Origin of the sequence: Methylorubrum pseudosasae (assembly GCF_029504475.1) — a bacterium.
Taxonomy (GTDB): Bacteria; Pseudomonadota; Alphaproteobacteria; order Rhizobiales; family Beijerinckiaceae; genus Methylobacterium; species Methylobacterium extorquens.
Genome location: NZ_JAQGDU010000002.1, coordinates 1,656,409 through 1,673,315 on the forward strand (window position 1 = coordinate 1,656,409; position 16,907 = coordinate 1,673,315).

Annotated in this window: 14 protein-coding genes and 1 pseudogene; 6 read left to right on the forward strand and 9 right to left on the reverse strand. The window is 65.5% G+C overall.

The genetic code is table 11. The features are described 5' to 3' along the window. Position 1: 1 nt before the first annotated feature. Complete coding sequence (locus tag M2437_RS08730) at positions 2–1,006, reverse strand: helix-turn-helix domain-containing protein (protein WP_060768733.1); 1,005 nt, start codon at positions 1,004–1,006, stop codon at positions 2–4. Positions 1,007–1,249: 243 nt separating this feature from the next. Here M2437_RS08730 and M2437_RS08735 point away from each other — a divergent pair, with 243 nt between their 5' ends. From M2437_RS08735 to M2437_RS08745, 3 genes are all read left to right on the forward strand, one after another. Beyond that, positions 1,250–2,545 (forward strand): flagellin N-terminal helical domain-containing protein, encoded by a 1,296-nt coding sequence (locus tag M2437_RS08735; protein ID WP_253387145.1) that lies wholly within the window; start codon positions 1,250–1,252, stop codon positions 2,543–2,545. Between the two features lie 90 nt (positions 2,546–2,635). Next, entirely contained in the window at positions 2,636–2,968 is a 333-nt protein-coding gene (locus tag M2437_RS08740; RefSeq protein WP_253387146.1) for a hypothetical protein, read from the forward strand. Between the two features lie 63 nt (positions 2,969–3,031). Further along, positions 3,032–3,478: a hypothetical protein gene (locus M2437_RS08745; protein ID WP_499006636.1), complete on the forward strand. Its 447-nt coding sequence runs from the start codon at positions 3,032–3,034 to the stop codon at positions 3,476–3,478. Positions 3,479–3,494: 16 nt separating this feature from the next. Here M2437_RS08745 and M2437_RS08750 read toward each other — a convergent pair whose 3' ends face one another. The 3 genes from M2437_RS08750 to M2437_RS08760 are packed head-to-tail and all read right to left on the reverse strand — an operon-like array spanning position 3,495 to position 6,849. Beyond that, positions 3,495–4,409 carry a plasmid partitioning protein RepB C-terminal domain-containing protein gene (locus tag M2437_RS08750; RefSeq protein WP_253387148.1) on the reverse strand — a complete coding sequence of 305 codons (915 nt, stop codon included), beginning with the start codon at positions 4,407–4,409 and terminating at the stop codon, positions 3,495–3,497. Then, on the reverse strand, positions 4,406–5,305 hold the full coding sequence (locus tag M2437_RS08755) for a plasmid partitioning protein RepB C-terminal domain-containing protein (RefSeq protein WP_253387149.1): 900 nt from the start codon (positions 5,303–5,305) through the stop codon (positions 4,406–4,408). Before M2437_RS08755 ends, M2437_RS08750 begins: the two co-directional genes overlap by 4 nt. After that, complete coding sequence (locus tag M2437_RS08760) at positions 5,302–6,849, reverse strand: recombinase family protein (RefSeq protein ID WP_253387150.1); 1,548 nt, start codon at positions 6,847–6,849, stop codon at positions 5,302–5,304. Before M2437_RS08760 ends, M2437_RS08755 begins: the two co-directional genes overlap by 4 nt. A 96-nt stretch (positions 6,850–6,945) precedes the next feature. Here M2437_RS08760 and M2437_RS08765 point away from each other — a divergent pair, with 96 nt between their 5' ends. From M2437_RS08765 to M2437_RS08775, 3 genes are all read left to right on the forward strand, one after another. After that, positions 6,946–7,314, forward strand: coding sequence for a hypothetical protein (locus M2437_RS08765; RefSeq protein ID WP_253387151.1), 369 nt, complete (start codon positions 6,946–6,948; stop codon positions 7,312–7,314). 346 nt (positions 7,315–7,660) lie between these two features. After that, positions 7,661–8,242, forward strand: a complete 582-nt coding sequence (locus M2437_RS08770) for a recombinase family protein (RefSeq protein WP_253387152.1) — start codon at positions 7,661–7,663, stop codon at positions 8,240–8,242. A 102-nt stretch (positions 8,243–8,344) separates the two neighbouring features. Further along, positions 8,345–11,209, forward strand: a complete 2,865-nt coding sequence (locus M2437_RS08775; RefSeq protein WP_373691096.1) for a TrlF family AAA-like ATPase — start codon at positions 8,345–8,347, stop codon at positions 11,207–11,209. A gap of 59 nt (positions 11,210–11,268) precedes the next feature. Here M2437_RS08775 and M2437_RS08780 read toward each other — a convergent pair whose 3' ends face one another. The 5 genes and pseudogenes from M2437_RS08780 to M2437_RS08800 form a co-directional block, all read right to left on the reverse strand. After that, the gene (locus M2437_RS08780; RefSeq protein ID WP_253387154.1) at positions 11,269–11,541 is read right to left on the reverse strand and encodes a hypothetical protein; all 273 of its coding nucleotides are present in this window, start codon (positions 11,539–11,541) and stop codon (positions 11,269–11,271) included. Between the two features lie 241 nt (positions 11,542–11,782). Then, positions 11,783–12,652 (reverse strand): DUF5677 domain-containing protein, encoded by an 870-nt coding sequence (locus tag M2437_RS08785; RefSeq protein WP_253387155.1) that lies wholly within the window; start codon positions 12,650–12,652, stop codon positions 11,783–11,785. 659 nt (positions 12,653–13,311) lie between these two features. After that, positions 13,312–14,118 carry a GNAT family N-acetyltransferase gene (locus M2437_RS08790; protein WP_253387156.1) on the reverse strand — a complete coding sequence of 269 codons (807 nt, stop codon included), beginning with the start codon at positions 14,116–14,118 and terminating at the stop codon, positions 13,312–13,314. 129 nt (positions 14,119–14,247) lie between these two features. Next, positions 14,248–15,936: a recombinase family protein gene (locus tag M2437_RS08795; protein ID WP_277570255.1), complete on the reverse strand. Its 1,689-nt coding sequence runs from the start codon at positions 15,934–15,936 to the stop codon at positions 14,248–14,250. A gap of 12 nt (positions 15,937–15,948) precedes the next feature. Next, positions 15,949–16,827 (reverse strand): annotated as a pseudogene (locus M2437_RS08800) (DUF4131 domain-containing protein); the annotation flags it as partial. Positions 16,828–16,907: the final 80 nt, after the last annotated feature.

The following is a 16,907-nucleotide window of genomic DNA, read 5'->3' on the forward strand; positions in this document are numbered from 1 at the left end:
CTCAGAGCTCCTTGATCCAGGACAGCAGCGCCGTCCCGGTTTCCCAGCGGGACCCGACCCGAAACGATGCGTCGACATCCCGAGGATTCACGCCGTAGCGCGCATGGAATGCCTTGCTGAAGCTCTTCAGGTTCTCGTAGCCGCAAGCGTAGGCCACGCTCGATATCCGGCGGGCGTCGCCGCCTTCCACGCCGGAGAGGATGCGCATCGCCCGGGCCAGACGACGATTGCGGATGTAGGTCATCACGCCGCCTTCCGGCTCGAACAGCGCGTAGATCGGCGTGCGCGACAGCCCGAAGCGGGCGCAGAGCAGCTCGACGCCGAGGTCGGTCCGATCGAGGTTCGCCTCGATGAACTGCCGGATCTCGATCGCCGCCACCGCCGGACGGTTGTAGCCGCTGTCGGATACCGGGGTCAGGGCAGCGTTGCACAGGGCGACCGTCGCCACCGAGAGAAGGTTCCGTTGCTCCTCGTCCGTGCCGTCGAGGCAATGCCGGACGTTCCGGATGTGGTCCGAGAGCAGGCGCACGAGCGGCCGATCGCGTCGCGAGAGGACGCTCCTGTGGAGGTCGCCGACCTCGCCCACCCGAGCGTCGAAGGCCCGCCGCGGGATAACTAGGCTGATCGCATCGACGCCGGTGAACGCTCGGCCGAAGGCCGGCTGCGCCATGTCGACGAGGAGGATGTCCCCGCCGTCGATCGGCGTCTCGCCCGACGAAGCGTCGATCATGGCGCGCCCGTTCAGGTGGTGCTGGAAGTAGACGTGATCGACCGCATGGGAGGCGATCTGCGGACCCGTCCGCTCCACGGTCTGCGCCGACGCATGCAGTCCGTACAGATGGATGCCGCCGACCCTCCAGGCACGGAAGTGCACTTCATCGGGAAGCGGCCGGTCGCGATCGGGGGTCGAAACCCAGATCGGGGCGACCGTCTCGACCCACGCCTCCCGGCGTAGCTTCTCGTCTCCCAGAAGCGGGATGTGCGGGTCTATGACTTCTGGCTGCATGCGTCGAACGTCGTGATGGACGAAGCGACACAGGCGTCAAAGCGCCGACAAAAGCAAGTCATTATCCAGCAAGTCCCGCCTCAAATTTCGCTTAATATAGGTCGGGACGGAATTAGACATAATCAGGACGCTGGTAGACAAGTTCGGATTGGTTCATCCGGAAATGTTTTGAGGTGATAAACTTGCTGATCCGAGGATTGCTCACTGTTCGACGCCCCTCGTCGAGCGGAGAAGGATCCCGAGATGTCATCCGCCATTACGCTGTCCGCCGCGACGCGGCAGAACCTGCTGTCGCTGCAGGACACCGCCGGCCTGGCCGCCACGAACCAGGGCCGCCTCGCCACCGGCAAGAAGGTGAACTCCGCCCTCGACAACCCGGTGAACTTCTTCACCGCCCAGAACCTCTCGAACCGCTCCACCGCCCTGTCCGGCCTGCTCGACGGCATCTCCAACGGCATCCAGACCATCCAGGCCGCCGCCAAGGGCATCGACACCGTCACCTCGCTGGTGAAACAGCTCCAGTCGGTGGTCAGCCAGGCGCAGTCGAACGCGGCGACCAACCTGCCTAAGGTCTCCGGCACGGTGGCGCTGGGCACCGCCGGCGAGGCCAGCACCACGGGCAAGAGCCAGCGCGACGTCGCCATGGCCAAGACCGTGCTCGGCACCGCCGGACCCGCGACGGGTTCCGCCAGCGGCAATCTCGGGCTCAGCGCCAGCGCCGCCAACCAGGTGCAGCTCAAGGCGGGCAACGCCGTCTACACCTACACGGTCGGCGCGACCGACACCCTCGGCGACGTCGTCAACGCCATCAACAAATCCGGCATCGCGAACGCCTCGGTCGATTCAAACGGGCTTCTCAGCGTCACCGGCAGCGGCTCGGACGCGCTCACCGTTAGCCTCGGCGCGACCACCGCGGGCACGTTTGCGGCCTCCTCGACCGATACAGCCTTGTTGTTCGGCACGGCGACGACGAGCGGGGTGACCGGTGGCGGGACCTCGGCGCAGCGTTCCGCCCTGGTCGACCAGTTCAAGAACCTGCGCACGCAGATCAACCAGGCCGCCCAGGACGCCGGCTTCAACGGCACCAACCTGCTGGCCGGCGACAAGCTCACGGTCGTCTTCAACGAGAAGACCGGCGGTGGGCAGTCCAAGCTCGACGTGCAGGGCGACGCCCTCACTGCCTCCGGCCTCGGCATCGGCAGCCTCGTCGACAGCGCGACGACGCAGCCGGGCGCGGATTTCGGCGTTCAGAACAACGCCGACCTGACGAAGGCCTCCAGCGCGCTGACCAATGCGCTGACGTCCCTGAACTCGCTGTCCTCAACCCTCGGCTCGAACCTCTCGGTGGTTCAGACCCGCCAGGACTTCACGAAGAACCTCGTCAACGTGCTCGAAACGGGGGCGGCGAACCTGACCAACGCCGACATGAACGAGGAGGCGGCCAACTCGCAGGCGCTTTCGACCCGGCAGTCGCTCGGCATCTCGGCGCTCTCGCTCGCCAACCAGGCCAACCAGGGCATCCTCCAGCTCCTGCGCTGATCGCCTCCGCTGCGGGCGGCCACGATCCGCCGCCCGCCTTCGCGTTCCGTTCGCCGACGTTTCCGGGCTTTCTCCATGCTTCCCAGATCGATGTTTCCCCTCCTGGCCACGCTCGGCCTGGCTCTCGGCGCCTGCAGCGACGAGCCGTCCGAGGCGGAGATGCGTCGGGCGTTCGCCGATCACGCAGAGCGCGCCTACAGCAAGTATGCCGGGACCGCCCTACTCATGGCCGGCCCCCGAGGAGTCGTTTTGAAGCCTCAACGGGTCCTGACCTCCTTCAAGAAGCTCGCCTGCCACCCTCTTGACGAGAGCGGTGGCCATCAATGCCAGTTCGAGGCCGGCATGGATGGCGAGCCGGCGAGCAAGGACCGTCTTCGTTTCGTCAGGGCGCCGAACGGCACGTTCGTGATCGCTGAGCAATGAGGCGGGTCATGGCATGCGCCGCACCGTCGCAAGAGGCCGGATTGATACTTCACTTAACAAGACATGGAATCCGTTTCGCTGGCGCCGCCCTCCTCCTCTTCCAGGCAGAAGCCGCCTCCGCGCCTGGAGCTTTCCGAGGCTGTTCGGATCTGGTTCGGCACGGACCGATCCATCGTCTGCGTCGATCCGGACGGCAACGGCCGCCGCTGCGCGGTTGACGACGACACGCATATCGAATTCCGGCGCTCGCCGGACGCATCGACGGCGCTCGCCTTCGTGACCTACCTGCCGGATCCAACAGGCAATGCTACCGCGACTACGGCCGCAATCTTCCGGCTGGGCGAGACAGCCTGGCGGCATGTCCGAACCCTTACGGAGGTCCGAAACCCTCTCACGGGCAAGGCCACGTTCGGCAATCGGACCGCGACCTTCGCGGTCGCCGTACCGCGACGCGGCGACAGTCACTGCTGTCCGACCGGCCGCAAGACGTATCGCATCGCCTTGCCCTGAAGCCCGACCGGCAGGTTCAGGCAGCCGCCTCCACGACCAGTGGCGACTTGGTTTCGGTGATCGCTTGGAACTCGTCGAGGAACTCCGGCCGGTTCTGGACGAGGTAGCGCACGACCCGACCGTTGCCGAGCAGCTTCGACAGGTAGCCGCGCACGACCGTCAGTTCCAAGGTGTCGCGCCCGTAGGTCTCTTGGATCGACGTGACCGATTCCTGCAGCTTGGCGAGCTCTCGGTCCATCCGAGCCAGCGTCTCGGGCGTGACGCCCTTGACCTTCTTTCGCGCTCCGCCTTCGACCAGGCCCGTTTGCGGGGTCATGGCCAGGATCGCGTTGACATAGTTCACCGTGTAGTTGTTCGCGCCGACCATGAGCTCGGCGGTCTCGATCTGTCGGATGGGCCTCATCTTCTGCATGGTCTCGAAGACGGCGATGGGACACTGCTTATCCCGCAACAACGACACGGCCTCGTCGCAGATGCCGTCCAGCATGCGCACCCTCCGTCGGACGCTTTCAATTTTGATGCATAGGGCCGCTGCGATCTTCTCGCCCGATACGCCGCGCTCCATGGCGCGCACGATCATCGCCCTCTCCTGCACGGCGGACAGGCGGTTGATGCGCCGGTTGTAGGTGAACGCCTCGTCGTCCGTCGAGACGAGGCATTCAACCTCCATCCGCCCAAGGTCCTTTAGGACAGCGACCCGCATGTGTCCGTCGAGGATCAGAAAGACGCCCGGCATCCTTGGGTCGCGGGCGACGACCGGGGGCTCGACAAGCCCGATCTCGCGGATGGACGCCGCGATCTGGGTATATTTCTGGCTGACCTTCACCGTGGGCCGCAGCGCCTTCACCGGTATTAGTGAGGCGATGCCAACGGTGACAAGTTCCGGTTCGAATGCCAGGGAGAAGGGGCGGGCTGGAACGAGCTTGCTCATGAGGGCCTCGCTGACAGGCGTTGATGGAGATCGAGCGGCATGGTCGCGAGCCCTTCGGCGCGAAGCAGGTTGACGAAGTTCTCGTCCGATCTCAGGACCCGCAACGCCTCGACCGTGAACAGGAGGCGCGTTTGCGTGACCTCGGCCTTCTTAACCAAGAGCCGCTTCTTGTCCGCCTCCTGATGGTACATCCGCATCAGGGCCTCGGTGGACATCGGGCGCTTTCCCCCCTCCTTTCGTCCGTAGGCGCTCTTGGATAGACCGCGTCCGCTCCGACGTCGTGCTTCGAGAAGACGGCGTGCCTTGGCCAGCTTGCCCCCCGAGAGCTTGCGCTCCGAGTAGGCCTGCGCGAGCAAGGCCTGCTCGCCCTCGTCGTCGGTCCGGGAGATCTCCACGGCGACGCTGACGGGAAGGATTCCCGTCTCGACCGCCGCGAGCAGTCGCTCCTCGCCACGATCGATCAGTCCGACGATCATGTTCACCCACTGCTGGGTGCACCCGATCTTCTTCGCGATCTGACCCTCGTTGTAGCCGCGCTCCTTCAGGCCGGTGATGTCGTGCAGGAGATCGACCGGCCGGTGGTGGCGACGGGCGCAGTTCTCGACGATGCTCATCACGAGGCAATCGCGCTCGTCGGCCTCGATTACGATGGCAGCGACGTCCGTCTGACCCAACCGCATACAGGCTTCGAGCCGTCCTTGGCCGCAGACGAGGCCGTAGGCCGGCAGGCCATCCTGATCGGGAAGCGCGGTCACGGTCACAGGGCGCTTCAAACCGACCAAAGAGATGCTCTCCACGATCTCCTCGAACTTTCGGCGGTCGCGGACCCGCGGGTTCAGGACGGTGATCCGGTCGACCGGGATCATTCGGACGCGTCGGTTCTCGGGGATCGTCATGCTGCCTCCTCGAAGGGCGCTCGGGCGGAAAGCGCGAAGAACGTATCCAGGGTCTCAAAACGGTAGGCGTCGAGTGAGAGGCTGTTGCGTTCTGCGAGGCGAAGCCGGGGGCCGGTCATGTCCAAGCCGGGCAGGAGGTAGTAGTCGAGCACGGCCCTGTTTCCGGCGTCCATGCGGATCGCGACCGTGATGTCAGGTGCCAGCACGGCGTCGAGGCGAATGCGCCAGCGGAGGGAGCCGGCCGGCGTTTCGCGACACCGCGCGATCACGACCGAGGCCGTGAACTCGTCGTTGATGGTGAGGAGGTCGGTGACGGGATCCCGCTCTACGGAACCGCCGGCAAGACGGACGCCCGCCATCACCGTGCCGACGACCCCCGGATGCATCCGGCGGAGTGCCCGGTTGACCTCGATGTAGCGATAGTCGTGCTCCGGCTCGTACCCGACGAGCGCGTAGGCCCGCAGCAGGCTGCCGAATCTCCGCCGATACACGCTGCTCGACGGCATCTCGCCGCGCTCGTCGATGGCCAGGCCGGAGAGCGCACCCTGGGCCTGCAGGAGGCCTCTCAGCAGGTCGAGTAGTTGGGCGTCGTCGTAGCGGCGGCTTCGTGCCTCGACGATGGCCCGCGCCCGCTCGAATAGGATCTCGTCAACCAGCGGCTGGAAGGCATGCCTTGCCCGCACCCACATCCCCGGCCCGTTCACGACGCGGCGCTGCTTCAGCTTGAAGGAACGCCGGTTGAAGACATTGTTGCCGACGTACTTCTCGTTGGTCAGGACTTGGTGGACGGTGCCCCGCGTCCAGGGATGGCCGAGGTCGGTCCAGATGCCCTCGCGGTTGAGCATCGCGGCGATCTCAGTCTCGCTGCAGCCGTCCTCGACGAACATGCGATACATCCGTCGAACCATCCCAACCTCCTCGTCGGGGCCGGGCACGAGGATCACGCGGTCGGTCTGGAAGCTCTTGCGCTGGCCGATACCGAGTTCGCCCTTTGGGTTGCCCGCCTCGTCCACCAGCAGCCGGCGCAATCCGAAACCCGCCATGCCCCCCTGGCGGAACCCCTTCTCGACGAGGCGGCACTGGCCCGCGAACACCTTCACCGACAGCTCGCGGCTGTGTTCCCGCGCCATGACGCGCTTGACCGCCTTCAGAAGGACCGAGCTCGTCGTGCCGTCGTTGTCGAACTGCTCGGCGCAGTAGTGAACTTGGATGCCGGCGCGCGAGCACAGAAACTCGTAGTGAGCGCTCTCGTCCGCGTCCTGGAACCTGCCCCAGCGGCTGATGTCGTAGGCGAGGATCGCCTGGAAGTCGGCCGATCCCGACGCGACGTCCGCCATTAGGCGCGTGAGCCCCTCGCGTCCGCCCAGCGTAAGCCCGCTGCGCCCGGCATCCTCGTAGACTCTGACGACCTCAAAGCCGCGAAGGTCGGCGTACCTTCGGATCTCGGCGAGCTGGTTCTCGATGGAAAATTGCTGGGGATCGGTCGACATCCGGACATAGGCGACCGCTTGGGTTGGTGCCCGGGCCCCTGCGTCCCCTGCCATTTCCTCTCGATCCATTCCGGCACGCCCGCAGGGGTTCAGGCTCGGCCCCGCTCAGGGGCCATCACCTGGATGCAACAAGAGCGCGCGGAGGCTGGAATGTCTTTTCCGAAGAAGGGCAACTCTTTGCACAGCGGTTCGGACGGAGGCGCCCCGTCCGGTCATGCGGACACCTTCGCGGCCATGGTCTCGGCGGTATTGCGGCGCTCGGTGGGTGGCCGACCCTCGGCGGTGAAGCTTGTGGCGCGATGGACCGGCGCTCGCGAGCGGACCGTGAAGAACTGGTTCGCCGGTTCATGCGCACCCAAGGGTGACCACTTCCGCGAACTGGTCCGGCACTGTCCGGAGATGCTGGACGCGTTCCTGGTGTCCGTCGACAGGCAGGACCACTTGGCCATCGCCAAGCTGGGTCAGGTAGAGGCGGCACTCATGGAAGCCCTGGCCGCCATCGCCAAGCTCAAGCGATAATCCCGTGCGTCCACTATCACTCAGGGAAGCGACCGACGCAGCGCCCTCGACGCTCAGTCCGATCAATTTGGCGTCGCCAGGATTTCCGAGTTTCGATCGGCCGCCCTCGACGCGGTCTTTCTGCACCGGTCGATGGCGGCAACCGCTGCGATCTCTTGGTGCCGGATCTGAAAGGCCGTCTTGAAATCAACCGAACCTTGCAAACCCCAAAGCGTCCGTATGGGGATCGCTCAGCGGACACACCTCCCGGGCTTCCGCGGTCCCGGCCCGCCCAGGGAGCCGCCGTCTCATAAGACCCGTACGCTGATCCTTTCGATGAGGGGGCCTCAAACGTACACTCGTGGCTATGACGACGATTCTGATCGGCTACGCCCGCTGCTCAACCGACAAACAGGACCTTGCGGCCCAGCGCGCGGCACTGGTGGCGCTCGGCGTCGCGCCTGAGCGCATCTACACCGACCATGGACTGAGCGGGACCAATCGCGCCCGGCCGGGCCTCGACCAGGCCCTGGCGGCCGCCCGCGCCGGCGACACGCTGGTCGTGCCGAAGCTCGACCGACTCGCTCGGTCCGTCCCGGACGCACGGTCGATTGCCGACGGTCTCGTCGGTCGCGGCGTCCGCCTCGCCCTCGGGAAGAGCGTCTACGACCCGGCGGACCCGATGGGCCGCATGTTCTTCAACATCCTGGCGACATTCGCCGAGTTTGAGAGCGACCTCATCAGGCTGCGGACGAAGGAGGGCATGGCGATCGCCCGTTCCAAGGGCAAGCTGCGGGGCAAGCAGCCCAAGCTGTCACCCAAACAGCAGCGGGAGGTGCGCCGGATGCACGATGCCGGCGACCACTCGGTCGGCGACCTGGCCGAACTGTTCTCTGTCTCCCGCCCGACAATCTACCGAACCTTGGAAAGGTCGTCGCCCGAAGGGTGACAGGGAGCGACGTCCCGGCCTGGGCCGGGCCGAAATTCGAGGTTGTGCCGGCAATGAGCGTCCGGTATTCCCGACGACCGGTCAAGCTTCGTCGTTCGCACCATGCCAGCACCCCTCGGCCACCACCCCGGCGCGGTGTGGGTCAAGCTCGACTTCCAGTGTCACACGCCGAGGGACCGCGGATGGATCGGCTCCCCGGGATTGGCCGGGGGCACACCCGAGCTCGAAGCTGGACGGCACGCGTGGGCGGACGCCTTCGTCGCGGAGGCGGTCCGCCGGGGCCTCGGGGCCGTGGCTGTCACCGATCATCACGACGTCGCGTTCCTGCCCTACGTCATCGCGGCCGCCGCGCGGCTCGGGCCTGACCCCGGGCTCATCGTGTTTCCCGGTATCGAGATTACGTGCAGCGATAACGTCCAGTGTCTGGCGATCTTTGAGCCTGGGACGGAGCAAGCGGACTGGAGCAGGCTGCTGGCGCGGCTCGACGCCGTGACCGAGACGCCGGCCGAGTCGCCCAAGACCGACCAAATTAGGCACTGCGGCCTTACCGTCGAAGCCCTTTTCGCCGTCGCGACCGCGGACGCCACGCTCGCTACACGCATGATGCTGGTGCCACACTTCTCCAACGAGGGGGCGCACAAATCCCTCAACGCCGACGGCTTCGGCCCGCGCTTCGCCGCGCTCCCATGCGACGGCGTCTACATCGAATGCCCCCATGCCGATCTCGATCGCGTTACGCTCGAAAAGGCGCAGGGCAAGATCGACGAGTGGGGGCGGCGTCGGCGCGCCGTCCTCGCGACGGGCGATAACCGGAACGCGTCCTGGGAGCGGCTGGGCGCGCACAATTGTTGGGCCCGCCTTGGCGAACCCACGTTGGAGGCCCTGCGCCAGGCATTCCTGGCGGACGAGGCGCGCATAGCGCACGTGCCGCCACAGCTGCCTGCTAACCGCGTCGTTAAGATCGCGATCCAGTCCCGCATCACCGGTCCCGCCCCCTTGGAGATCCTTATCAATGAGGGCTTCACGGCGCTAATCGGTGGCCGGGGATCGGGCAAAAGTGCCGTGCTGGAGTTCCTGCGCTTCGGCCTCGGCAAGTCCGACATCGACATCGGTCAGGAGGAGCTCACCGGCCGCAAGGCCCGTGAGCGGGAACGAAACCTCGTCGAGGAAACGCTCGTCGGCGGCTGGGTCGCCGTGGACCTTGACCGCGGGGGCCTGCGCGAACGCTGGATGCGGACCGGCGACGCGCCGGCGACGATCACCATAACGACCCCGGCTGGCGAGGAGGACATCACCGTCGCGGATGCGCAGCGCCGCTTCCCGGCGCGGGCGTTCCACCAGAAGGAGCTCTCGACTACGATGGTCGACCCGGCCGCGGCGGCCGAGAACATCACTGGCATCGCCGCCGCGGAGGTCATCGAGGAGCGCCGACGCCTCGATAGAGAGATCGCCGCGGTCAAGCGCGAGGTGACCTCCGCGCTGCAAGACCTTGCCGCGCACTGGCAGGCCGAGCTTGAGCTTCAGAGGGCGCGCGGGCAGGCCGCGGACGTGCGCCGAAGGCTGGACGCGGTTCGGGATCGGATGGCCGAGGGCGGTGTCCGGCCGGCCGACCTGGAGATCATCCGCGAGGCGCCGCGCTACGCCCGCGCCCGTAACTATCTCGACGACGTGGAGCGGCGCATCGTCGACGACGCCGAACGGGTCCAGGCTAGCCTGGAGACCGTCCTCAGGCTCGACCGCGAACGCCACGCTGAGGCAATGGCCTTTCCTCCCATCGCTGAGCTCGATGCCCGTATAGGCGCCGTCCGCGCCTCGGTCGTCGGCCGTCTCGACGAGGTCCTGCGTGAGCTCGGCGAACTCACGGGTGCCCACGCCGCTGGACGAGACGCTTTCGAAACGCTGCACCAGGGCTTCAAGGTCGACTATGCGGCTGCGAAGGAGCGGCAGGCGGCGCACGGAGCGCTCATCAAGGAAGCCGAGGCCCTGGCCAAGCAAGCGGCCGAGGACGAGGTTCAAGTCTCGCGGTGCCAGGAACGGTACAATGTGAGCTTGGCCGCCCCGGTGGGGCTGCAGGATGCCAGGGCGCGCCTGGATGGCCTGATCGAGGGGCGGCGCACCCTCCTCGCGCGTGCGTCCGAGGAGGTCGCCGTCAAGTCTGGCGGGACGCTGCTCGCCCGTGTCTCCCGTGATCGGAAGCCCATCGAGTGCGTGCAGTCTCTCTGCGCCTGGATGGAAGGGTCGATGATCCGTCAGTCGGATCGTAGCTGTTCTGACTGGGTCGCCGATACGTGCCGGGAAGGGGGACGGGGATGGGCGAACCTGTGCGATATGGTACTTGCTGCGTACCGGGCCAAGATCATGGCCGGCAGCCCTCAAGAGCCGGGTCCCGACGCGATCGCTACGCTGAACGGCCTTGTGTTCGGGGGCTCCGGCATCACCGACAACCAGGCCGGGCGACTGTATGCCCGCCTGACAGACCAAACCGTCGAGGTCATGCTCTCTGCGGTGCCGAGAGATTCGATCGCCCTGACCTATGTTAGTGGGTGGCAACGCATCGCCTTCCCCCGGGCATCACCCGGCCAGCAGGCGTCGGCTCTGCTTGAGCTCCTGTTGCGGCAAGAGGCGGGAACGCTCATCGTCGACCAGCCAGAGGACGACCTCGACAACCGCGTCATCATGCGAATCGTCGAGGGGATCCGCGCATCGAAGTCGGCCCGGCAGATCATTTTCGCGACCCACAACGCCAACCTCGTCGTAAATGGTGACGCCGACAAGGTCGTCACGATGGCATCGACGGTCGCAGAGGACCGGGAGCCGGAAGGCACGGTCCGCGTGCGTGTGGCGATCGATGGGGCGATCGAAACGCCGGATGTACGCCGGGAGGTGACACGCATAATGGAAGGCGGTTTAGAAGCCTTCGACCTACACGCACGCAAGTACGGGTTCGACGGGATCCAGAAGCCTTGAATTGGATAGGTGGTATAAATTGGTAGGTGCGCAGAAGGGTATAAATGGTTATTGCGGCCTCAGGCAGGACGCAGGCGCGCGACCTTCATGAAGACCTTCTTCTGCCAGCTATCGATGTCGCCGGGTATACCCAGCGCATTCCAGTCGGCAATCCCATGGCCGATCCTGGTCTCGCCGGTGACGGCAGCGATGAACGCATTCTCCAGGGTGTCGTAGGTCCCGAGATCGTCCTTGGCCAGAAGGAGGCGCCATCCCGGTGCTCCGATGGGCAATATCGCCAAAGGGCCGGCGTCGGTCAGGAAGGTGTAGTAGTGATGGACCGTCTCGCTCATTCCGTTGCTCCGTGACGTAGGGCAGCACAACGCTGCGGATCGTGAAGGGTTCAAAGCCCTCGCCTCCAGCGCCGTTGAAGCCATCCGGCAAGGCAGGAATGGTCTGATCGGCGCTGACGGCCGTCAGCCTCAAGAGCGGATCCAAGGGGTCGGGGCTTGCCTAATGATTGGCAAAACTTCCGCTGCAGTATGACCTACTCCGAACGTCCGCAAGGGGATCGTGGACAGCGGCGATCGGACTTCAGCCCGCTTGTCGACCGGATCCATCCGCCGCTTCGACGAGGCGATTGGAACGAAATTGTCCGTCAAAGCCCTCAAGATCGTCTGGGCCGACCTCTTCCAGATTCAAGAAGGCCGCGGCCCATTCGCGCTCCTCTGGGCTCGGAGCGTACTCGACGGCGTGTCTCCCGTCGATAACCCGCCTCTGCCAATACCTGTTGTGTTCCCTCAACATCGGGAACGCGATCTCAGCGGTGAGATAGCAGATCCACACCGTCATCCGGAGACACTTGATGATGGCCTCGACCTCCGCATTGTCCTGCTTGTACGGACGGATAGGCTGGATCATGCTGTGCGCGTGGTTGATGTGCACGAACGAGTTGCTCAGGAACCCCCAAAAGAGCCCGATGATCGGGACGGCCTTCTTGGCCTGACCAATGGAGGTGGTCGAATTGTAGTTGCCGGCGATGAAATCATCGATCGCCTTGGCCTTAGGGTCGCCGGCGATGTGGATGATGGTGCTGCAGATCTCGACAACCTGCCGCAACAACACCATGCTTTGGCCCGGCAAGCCGCTCCTTAAAAGGATGACCGAGCTACCGAACGTGTTCAACGCATTCTGGAGCAATCCGATGAAGACCGTACTGTACTTACCGTCGATCCGCTCATCGGCCTTTTGTGCCAGTAGAAAGAGAAAGGCGGTTTCGCTGAACAACGCGTCGATCTGAGTCAGCTTCGCCGCGAAATGTTCGTCGAACGTTTTGGTGACCGGCAGGATGTCACGCGACACCAGGTTCCTCAGCAGGTTGTCGGTCACAACGTATTGAGTGTCTCCGGTCCGCAGTACATGCAGCTCCTTCGTTCCGGACAACATCCTCTTGATGTCCGACATGGAAGTTCCGGCCGGATGCCTGTTACGATTTCTCTTGCTCTTTCGCGGCATCATCAATCTCGGTAGAGCGCGTCCGCAAGAGGCTATCAGGCGCGGCTCGACGTGCAACCCAGCGGCGAGCCATGAGACGCTCGTACACTTGGGACGCCACGCGCGGCCGTTCCGTGAACGCCCCTCGGCGAGCGGTTCGTCGATCTAGCGACGTCGGTGGCCTCAGTGTCGCCCGCCGCCCTTCGGCAAGGGCCGCTCGCGCATGAGTTTTGCCGCGCGGCTTTCGCCAATCGGCTTGGCTTTTCCGCTCTTGGGCAACGGCTTCGCAGCGGTGGCCGCGGGTTCCCGCGCTGGACTCGCAGCATTGAGGGAGCAGAGACGTCCTTACAGGGATTGACCCGCCCTAAGCCGACGCCGTCCGAAGTTCTATCCGAACTGGGGCGTGCGCGATGTGTCGCTGCGAACCGGCATGTCAGCCGGCTGGTGACCAAAGCGCTTGATCACCTGCTCTTCGGTAAGCCCGATGTCCCTCATGATCGCGGCGAGTGCGCTCTCGGTCGCAGGGGTGAGCCGAAGCAAAAGACCCTGCGTCCGATCCCGGGGGACGACCTTAGATGCTTCCTTCGACCGTACGGACGCCCGCAGATGCCGGAGATATTCGACCCTTCTCATTCCGGTCCCCTTAAACGCCTCGGACCAACGTAGTCCTCGAATATGGACATGGCCGGCCCATCCTCAAAATCAAGCTCGCCATACCATCGAATCCGGCTGTCGGCCAGCAACGCCCACCCGAGCGGAACGTCGCGAGAGGGTGCTTCGGATGCCGGCCTGCTCATCACCAGGTCCGGCTCGGCGGCTATGATCGCTATGGCCCGGCCTTTCGACGATGCCAAGGCGGCTTCGACACGCTCGCGGGCATCGTCCGTGACCATCCTACCCAGGCCTTCGAGCTTTTCCCGGATCGGCTTCTTGACCTTTTCCCACTCCTCGTCGGTGGGGAAGATGCCGAACTTCAACCAGACGTAAGGCCCTGCATCCAACCCTGCCTTCAGGACGACCTTGCTTGCGCCGACGTCCTTGGCCAAGTCCACAAGGTTGGCAAGGATCGTGGCGCCGAGTCCTTGGCCTTGATAATCATCCTCGACCCAGACAAGGTCGACTTCAGCCTGCTTCATCGTGGTGGCCAGCGTGAGCGTATGACCTGCCAGATAGACGTTCGTGTTGCCCATCATTCCCGTGAGGCTTACGGAGACGCGGCGGTAGCGACGATCGAAGCTTAGGAACTCGACGCGGTCATCCCGGTCGAGATGGGCAACCAGCCGATGCCCGAATTCTAGCGGGGTGATCTTGAACGGCTCGAAAATGGTATCGTACCACCAGTTGCCCATTCGTGCCGACACCGACGGATCGAACGAGACCACGGCGTCGCCATCGAACCAGTCCGGGGGCCATCGATGTGTGGGCATGCGTGCCATGGCGTCAGTTTCGGTTTCGAGAACGCCTGGCACAAGGGTCCCCGGCAGTGGGTGGTGTGGCTGACGGATCCGAAGGCGTTCGGGCGTTACGCTGAGCGTTGGGAAGGACGGTCTCGGGAATTCTCCGCCTCATGTCGACGCACACAGTGGCAGGAACGGCTGTGCTACCACACCCTCCCGGGTCTCCCAGCGCAGCGCCACGGTTCCTCCGGACAAATTCTCGACGCCACCGTCGATCCAGGCCTCGTCGCCGTTCATGTTGATGCGGAAGCCCCAGTCCCCGGTCCAGACCGTCACGCTGCCATCGGCGTGACAACGGATTTCCTTGATAAGGTCACGCAGTTCCTGCGCAGCTGCGGCCCGGGCGGCGAACCGCTCCTTCTCGGGCAGGTCGCGGGCCGCATCGACGGCGGCAAAAATGCCGCGGCGCTCTTCCGGCGAGGACGTCGGCACCGCGGCCCTGGCGACACGCCGTGCAGCCACCACGGCCTCCTCCGCCTGCGCGAGCTCGGCCTGCCGCTGAATGAGCCTTCCGTCCAGCGGCGCCCCTTGCTCGATCGCGACGACAAGCCGCTCGACAACGGAGGCGGCCTGATCACGAACCCGCTCGGCGGCGGCCAGCGCCTCATTCAGCGGGTTGCCCAGCTCCGGCGGAGGTTCGTCCGCGAGAATCGCCCATGACAGAACGGCCCGCTCCAGGGGCTGGTAGCGCGGCCTGCTCTCGTTGCCGCAAGTCCCGTTTCGGTTGCCTGAGCATCGCAGGCACGGCGTGCTCCGTGGGCCCCTGTCGCGATAATTCATCGGGCTTCCGCAGGCGTCACACACGGCAAGGCCACCGAAAAGGTTCGAGAGGACGGTCCCTCGGCGGCCGCCGACGTTGCCCTTGCCCGGCCGCGCCACCTTGTCAGAGGCTTGGCGGGCGGCTTTCCAAAGCTCGTCCGGGATCACCTGGGGGTAATAGTCCTCGATGGGGTCGCCCACCGGGATGCGGCGCTCGATCTTGACGCCATCGACGACCTTGCGCTCGACGGTGCAGGGCTGGAAACGTCCGATGAGGGCCTCGTTGTCGGTGAACTTGGTCACCGTCCCACCATGCCACTCGCGGCCATGGCCCCAAGGCTTGCACCCTTCGGCGTTGAGGCGCCGGGCGATCTTGTCCCGACCGATGCCGGCGGCGAGTTCGCGAAGCATGCGCTCGATGAGGCCGACGCGACGCCAATCGACGATCCAATCGGTGCCGTCCTCCGATACCGTGAGCCAAGTCGGGCATTTGCGCGTCAGCTTCCGGCTACGGTCAGCCCGCTTGCGGACCCATACCCCCCGCAGGGTCTGAACCTTCCGCACGCTCTCCTCATGGGCCCGCGACATCACCGCCAGGGAGACGATGATCTCGGTCCAGTTATTTTTGATGCTCTCCTCGCTGTAGATCCGGTCGTCTCCGAGGGTCACGATCACGATTTCGGCAGCCAGAATTTCGAGGAACACCCGAAAGGCGTTCATAACGTGGTCGCGTGAGAGACGGTCGAGGTTCTCGACGAGGAGGTAAGAGCCTTTAGCGATCTCCCCCGCCTTCACTTTTCGGAGAAACCTACCGAGTGCGCCCTTCTCGATGTTCGAGCGATCGAAGGCGGAGACGCCGAGGTCACGCAGGGTGTCGTCCAGCTCAAGGCCGTGCTTTGCGATGAACCGGTCCCGCAGCTCGACCTGGCGGGTCTCGCCGTCGCCCTGGAGCTGCTTCTCCGACGACAACCGGATGTAGGAGTAGGCTTTGACCGCAGGCATGGCCGAAACCCTGGACCCAAGGCTCGTGCCGGTCAACCTTCACTTACAGACGACGTGATAAATCCCCGCCGCGCGCAGCACGTCGTTGGTTTCGTTGGAGATCAGTCCACGCTTGCCGGTGACGAGGGCCGCCGCCACCGCGCCGGCCTGTCCGCCGATCGCGTCGGTGATGCGGCGGGTGAAGGCATTGCGCGCCGCGTCGATGGCGGCGGTCAACCGCAGCGACAGGGCCAGCGGCTCGGCCGGCGGCCCGACCTCGACCTTGCCGACCAGCGAGCCCACGGCGCCGATCCCGCGAAAGTAAGCGTCGCGCGCAAAGTCGTAGCCGCCCGGCCGCACCGCCTCCGGCGGCGGCAAGAGGCGGGCGGTGGCACGGATGGCGTCACCCGGCCGCACGGCCTGCGCGGCGCGGTAGGAGACCCGCACCCGGCGCGGGCGACTTTCCGCATCGAGATCGCCGAACCGCTCGACGCGCACGATCAGCCGCGCGCCACCCTCGCGCTCGACGAGCCCTTCGACGAGGCCGACGAGCGGGGCGATGGTGACGCGGGTCAGCACCGGCCCCGCGACGGAGGCGACCCGCCAGACGCCCGCCGCGAAGCTGAGGAAGACGGCGGCGAGGCCGAGCATCAGCGCGAGCGCCACCGGGCGCGCCCGCAGCAGCGGCGTCACCGAAAGGCAGAGCCCCGCCGCGATCAGCGGCGCGGCGAGGGAAGGCTCTCCATCGGTCCCCGTGAAGAAGATGAGAATGCCGGCCCCGAAAGCGACGGCGAGCCAGGGGAACAACCGCCGCTGCTCGGCCTCGCGGGCAACGCTGCCGCGCAAACCGTCGCGCGCGGCCTGCCAGAGCTGTGCGGGGGTGGGGAGGCGACCGGCGAGGAGGGCCGGAACGGCCCCGCGCATCGCCCTGCCGCCGCCGCCTGCCATGTGCCCTGCCTATGCCCCGCCGCGCTCCGAGACCTGCGATGCCCGCGCGATGGGCAACCATGACGAATTCTTAACGCATC

Bases quoted from the DNA above. Each gene is read 5' to 3' on its own strand.
- M2437_RS08730 (WP_060768733.1), bottom strand. From the start codon at position 1,006: ATGCAGCCAGAAGTCATAGACCCGCACATCCCGCTTCTGGGAGACGAG.
- M2437_RS08735 (WP_253387145.1), top strand. From the start codon at position 1,250: ATGTCATCCGCCATTACGCTGTCCGCCGCGACGCGGCAGAACCTGCTG.
- M2437_RS08740 (WP_253387146.1), top strand. From the start codon at position 2,636: ATGTTTCCCCTCCTGGCCACGCTCGGCCTGGCTCTCGGCGCCTGCAGC.
- M2437_RS08745 (WP_499006636.1), top strand. From the start codon at position 3,032: ATGGAATCCGTTTCGCTGGCGCCGCCCTCCTCCTCTTCCAGGCAGAAG.
- M2437_RS08750 (WP_253387148.1), bottom strand. From the start codon at position 4,409: ATGAGCAAGCTCGTTCCAGCCCGCCCCTTCTCCCTGGCATTCGAACCG.
- M2437_RS08755 (WP_253387149.1), bottom strand. From the start codon at position 5,305: ATGACGATCCCCGAGAACCGACGCGTCCGAATGATCCCGGTCGACCGG.
- M2437_RS08760 (WP_253387150.1), bottom strand. From the start codon at position 6,849: ATGGCAGGGGACGCAGGGGCCCGGGCACCAACCCAAGCGGTCGCCTAT.
- M2437_RS08765 (WP_253387151.1), top strand. From the start codon at position 6,946: ATGTCTTTTCCGAAGAAGGGCAACTCTTTGCACAGCGGTTCGGACGGA.
- M2437_RS08770 (WP_253387152.1), top strand. From the start codon at position 7,661: ATGACGACGATTCTGATCGGCTACGCCCGCTGCTCAACCGACAAACAG.
- M2437_RS08775 (WP_373691096.1), top strand. From the start codon at position 8,345: ATGCCAGCACCCCTCGGCCACCACCCCGGCGCGGTGTGGGTCAAGCTC.
- M2437_RS08780 (WP_253387154.1), bottom strand. From the start codon at position 11,541: ATGAGCGAGACGGTCCATCACTACTACACCTTCCTGACCGACGCCGGC.
- M2437_RS08785 (WP_253387155.1), bottom strand. From the start codon at position 12,652: ATGTCGGACATCAAGAGGATGTTGTCCGGAACGAAGGAGCTGCATGTA.
- M2437_RS08790 (WP_253387156.1), bottom strand. From the start codon at position 14,118: ATGGCACGCATGCCCACACATCGATGGCCCCCGGACTGGTTCGATGGC.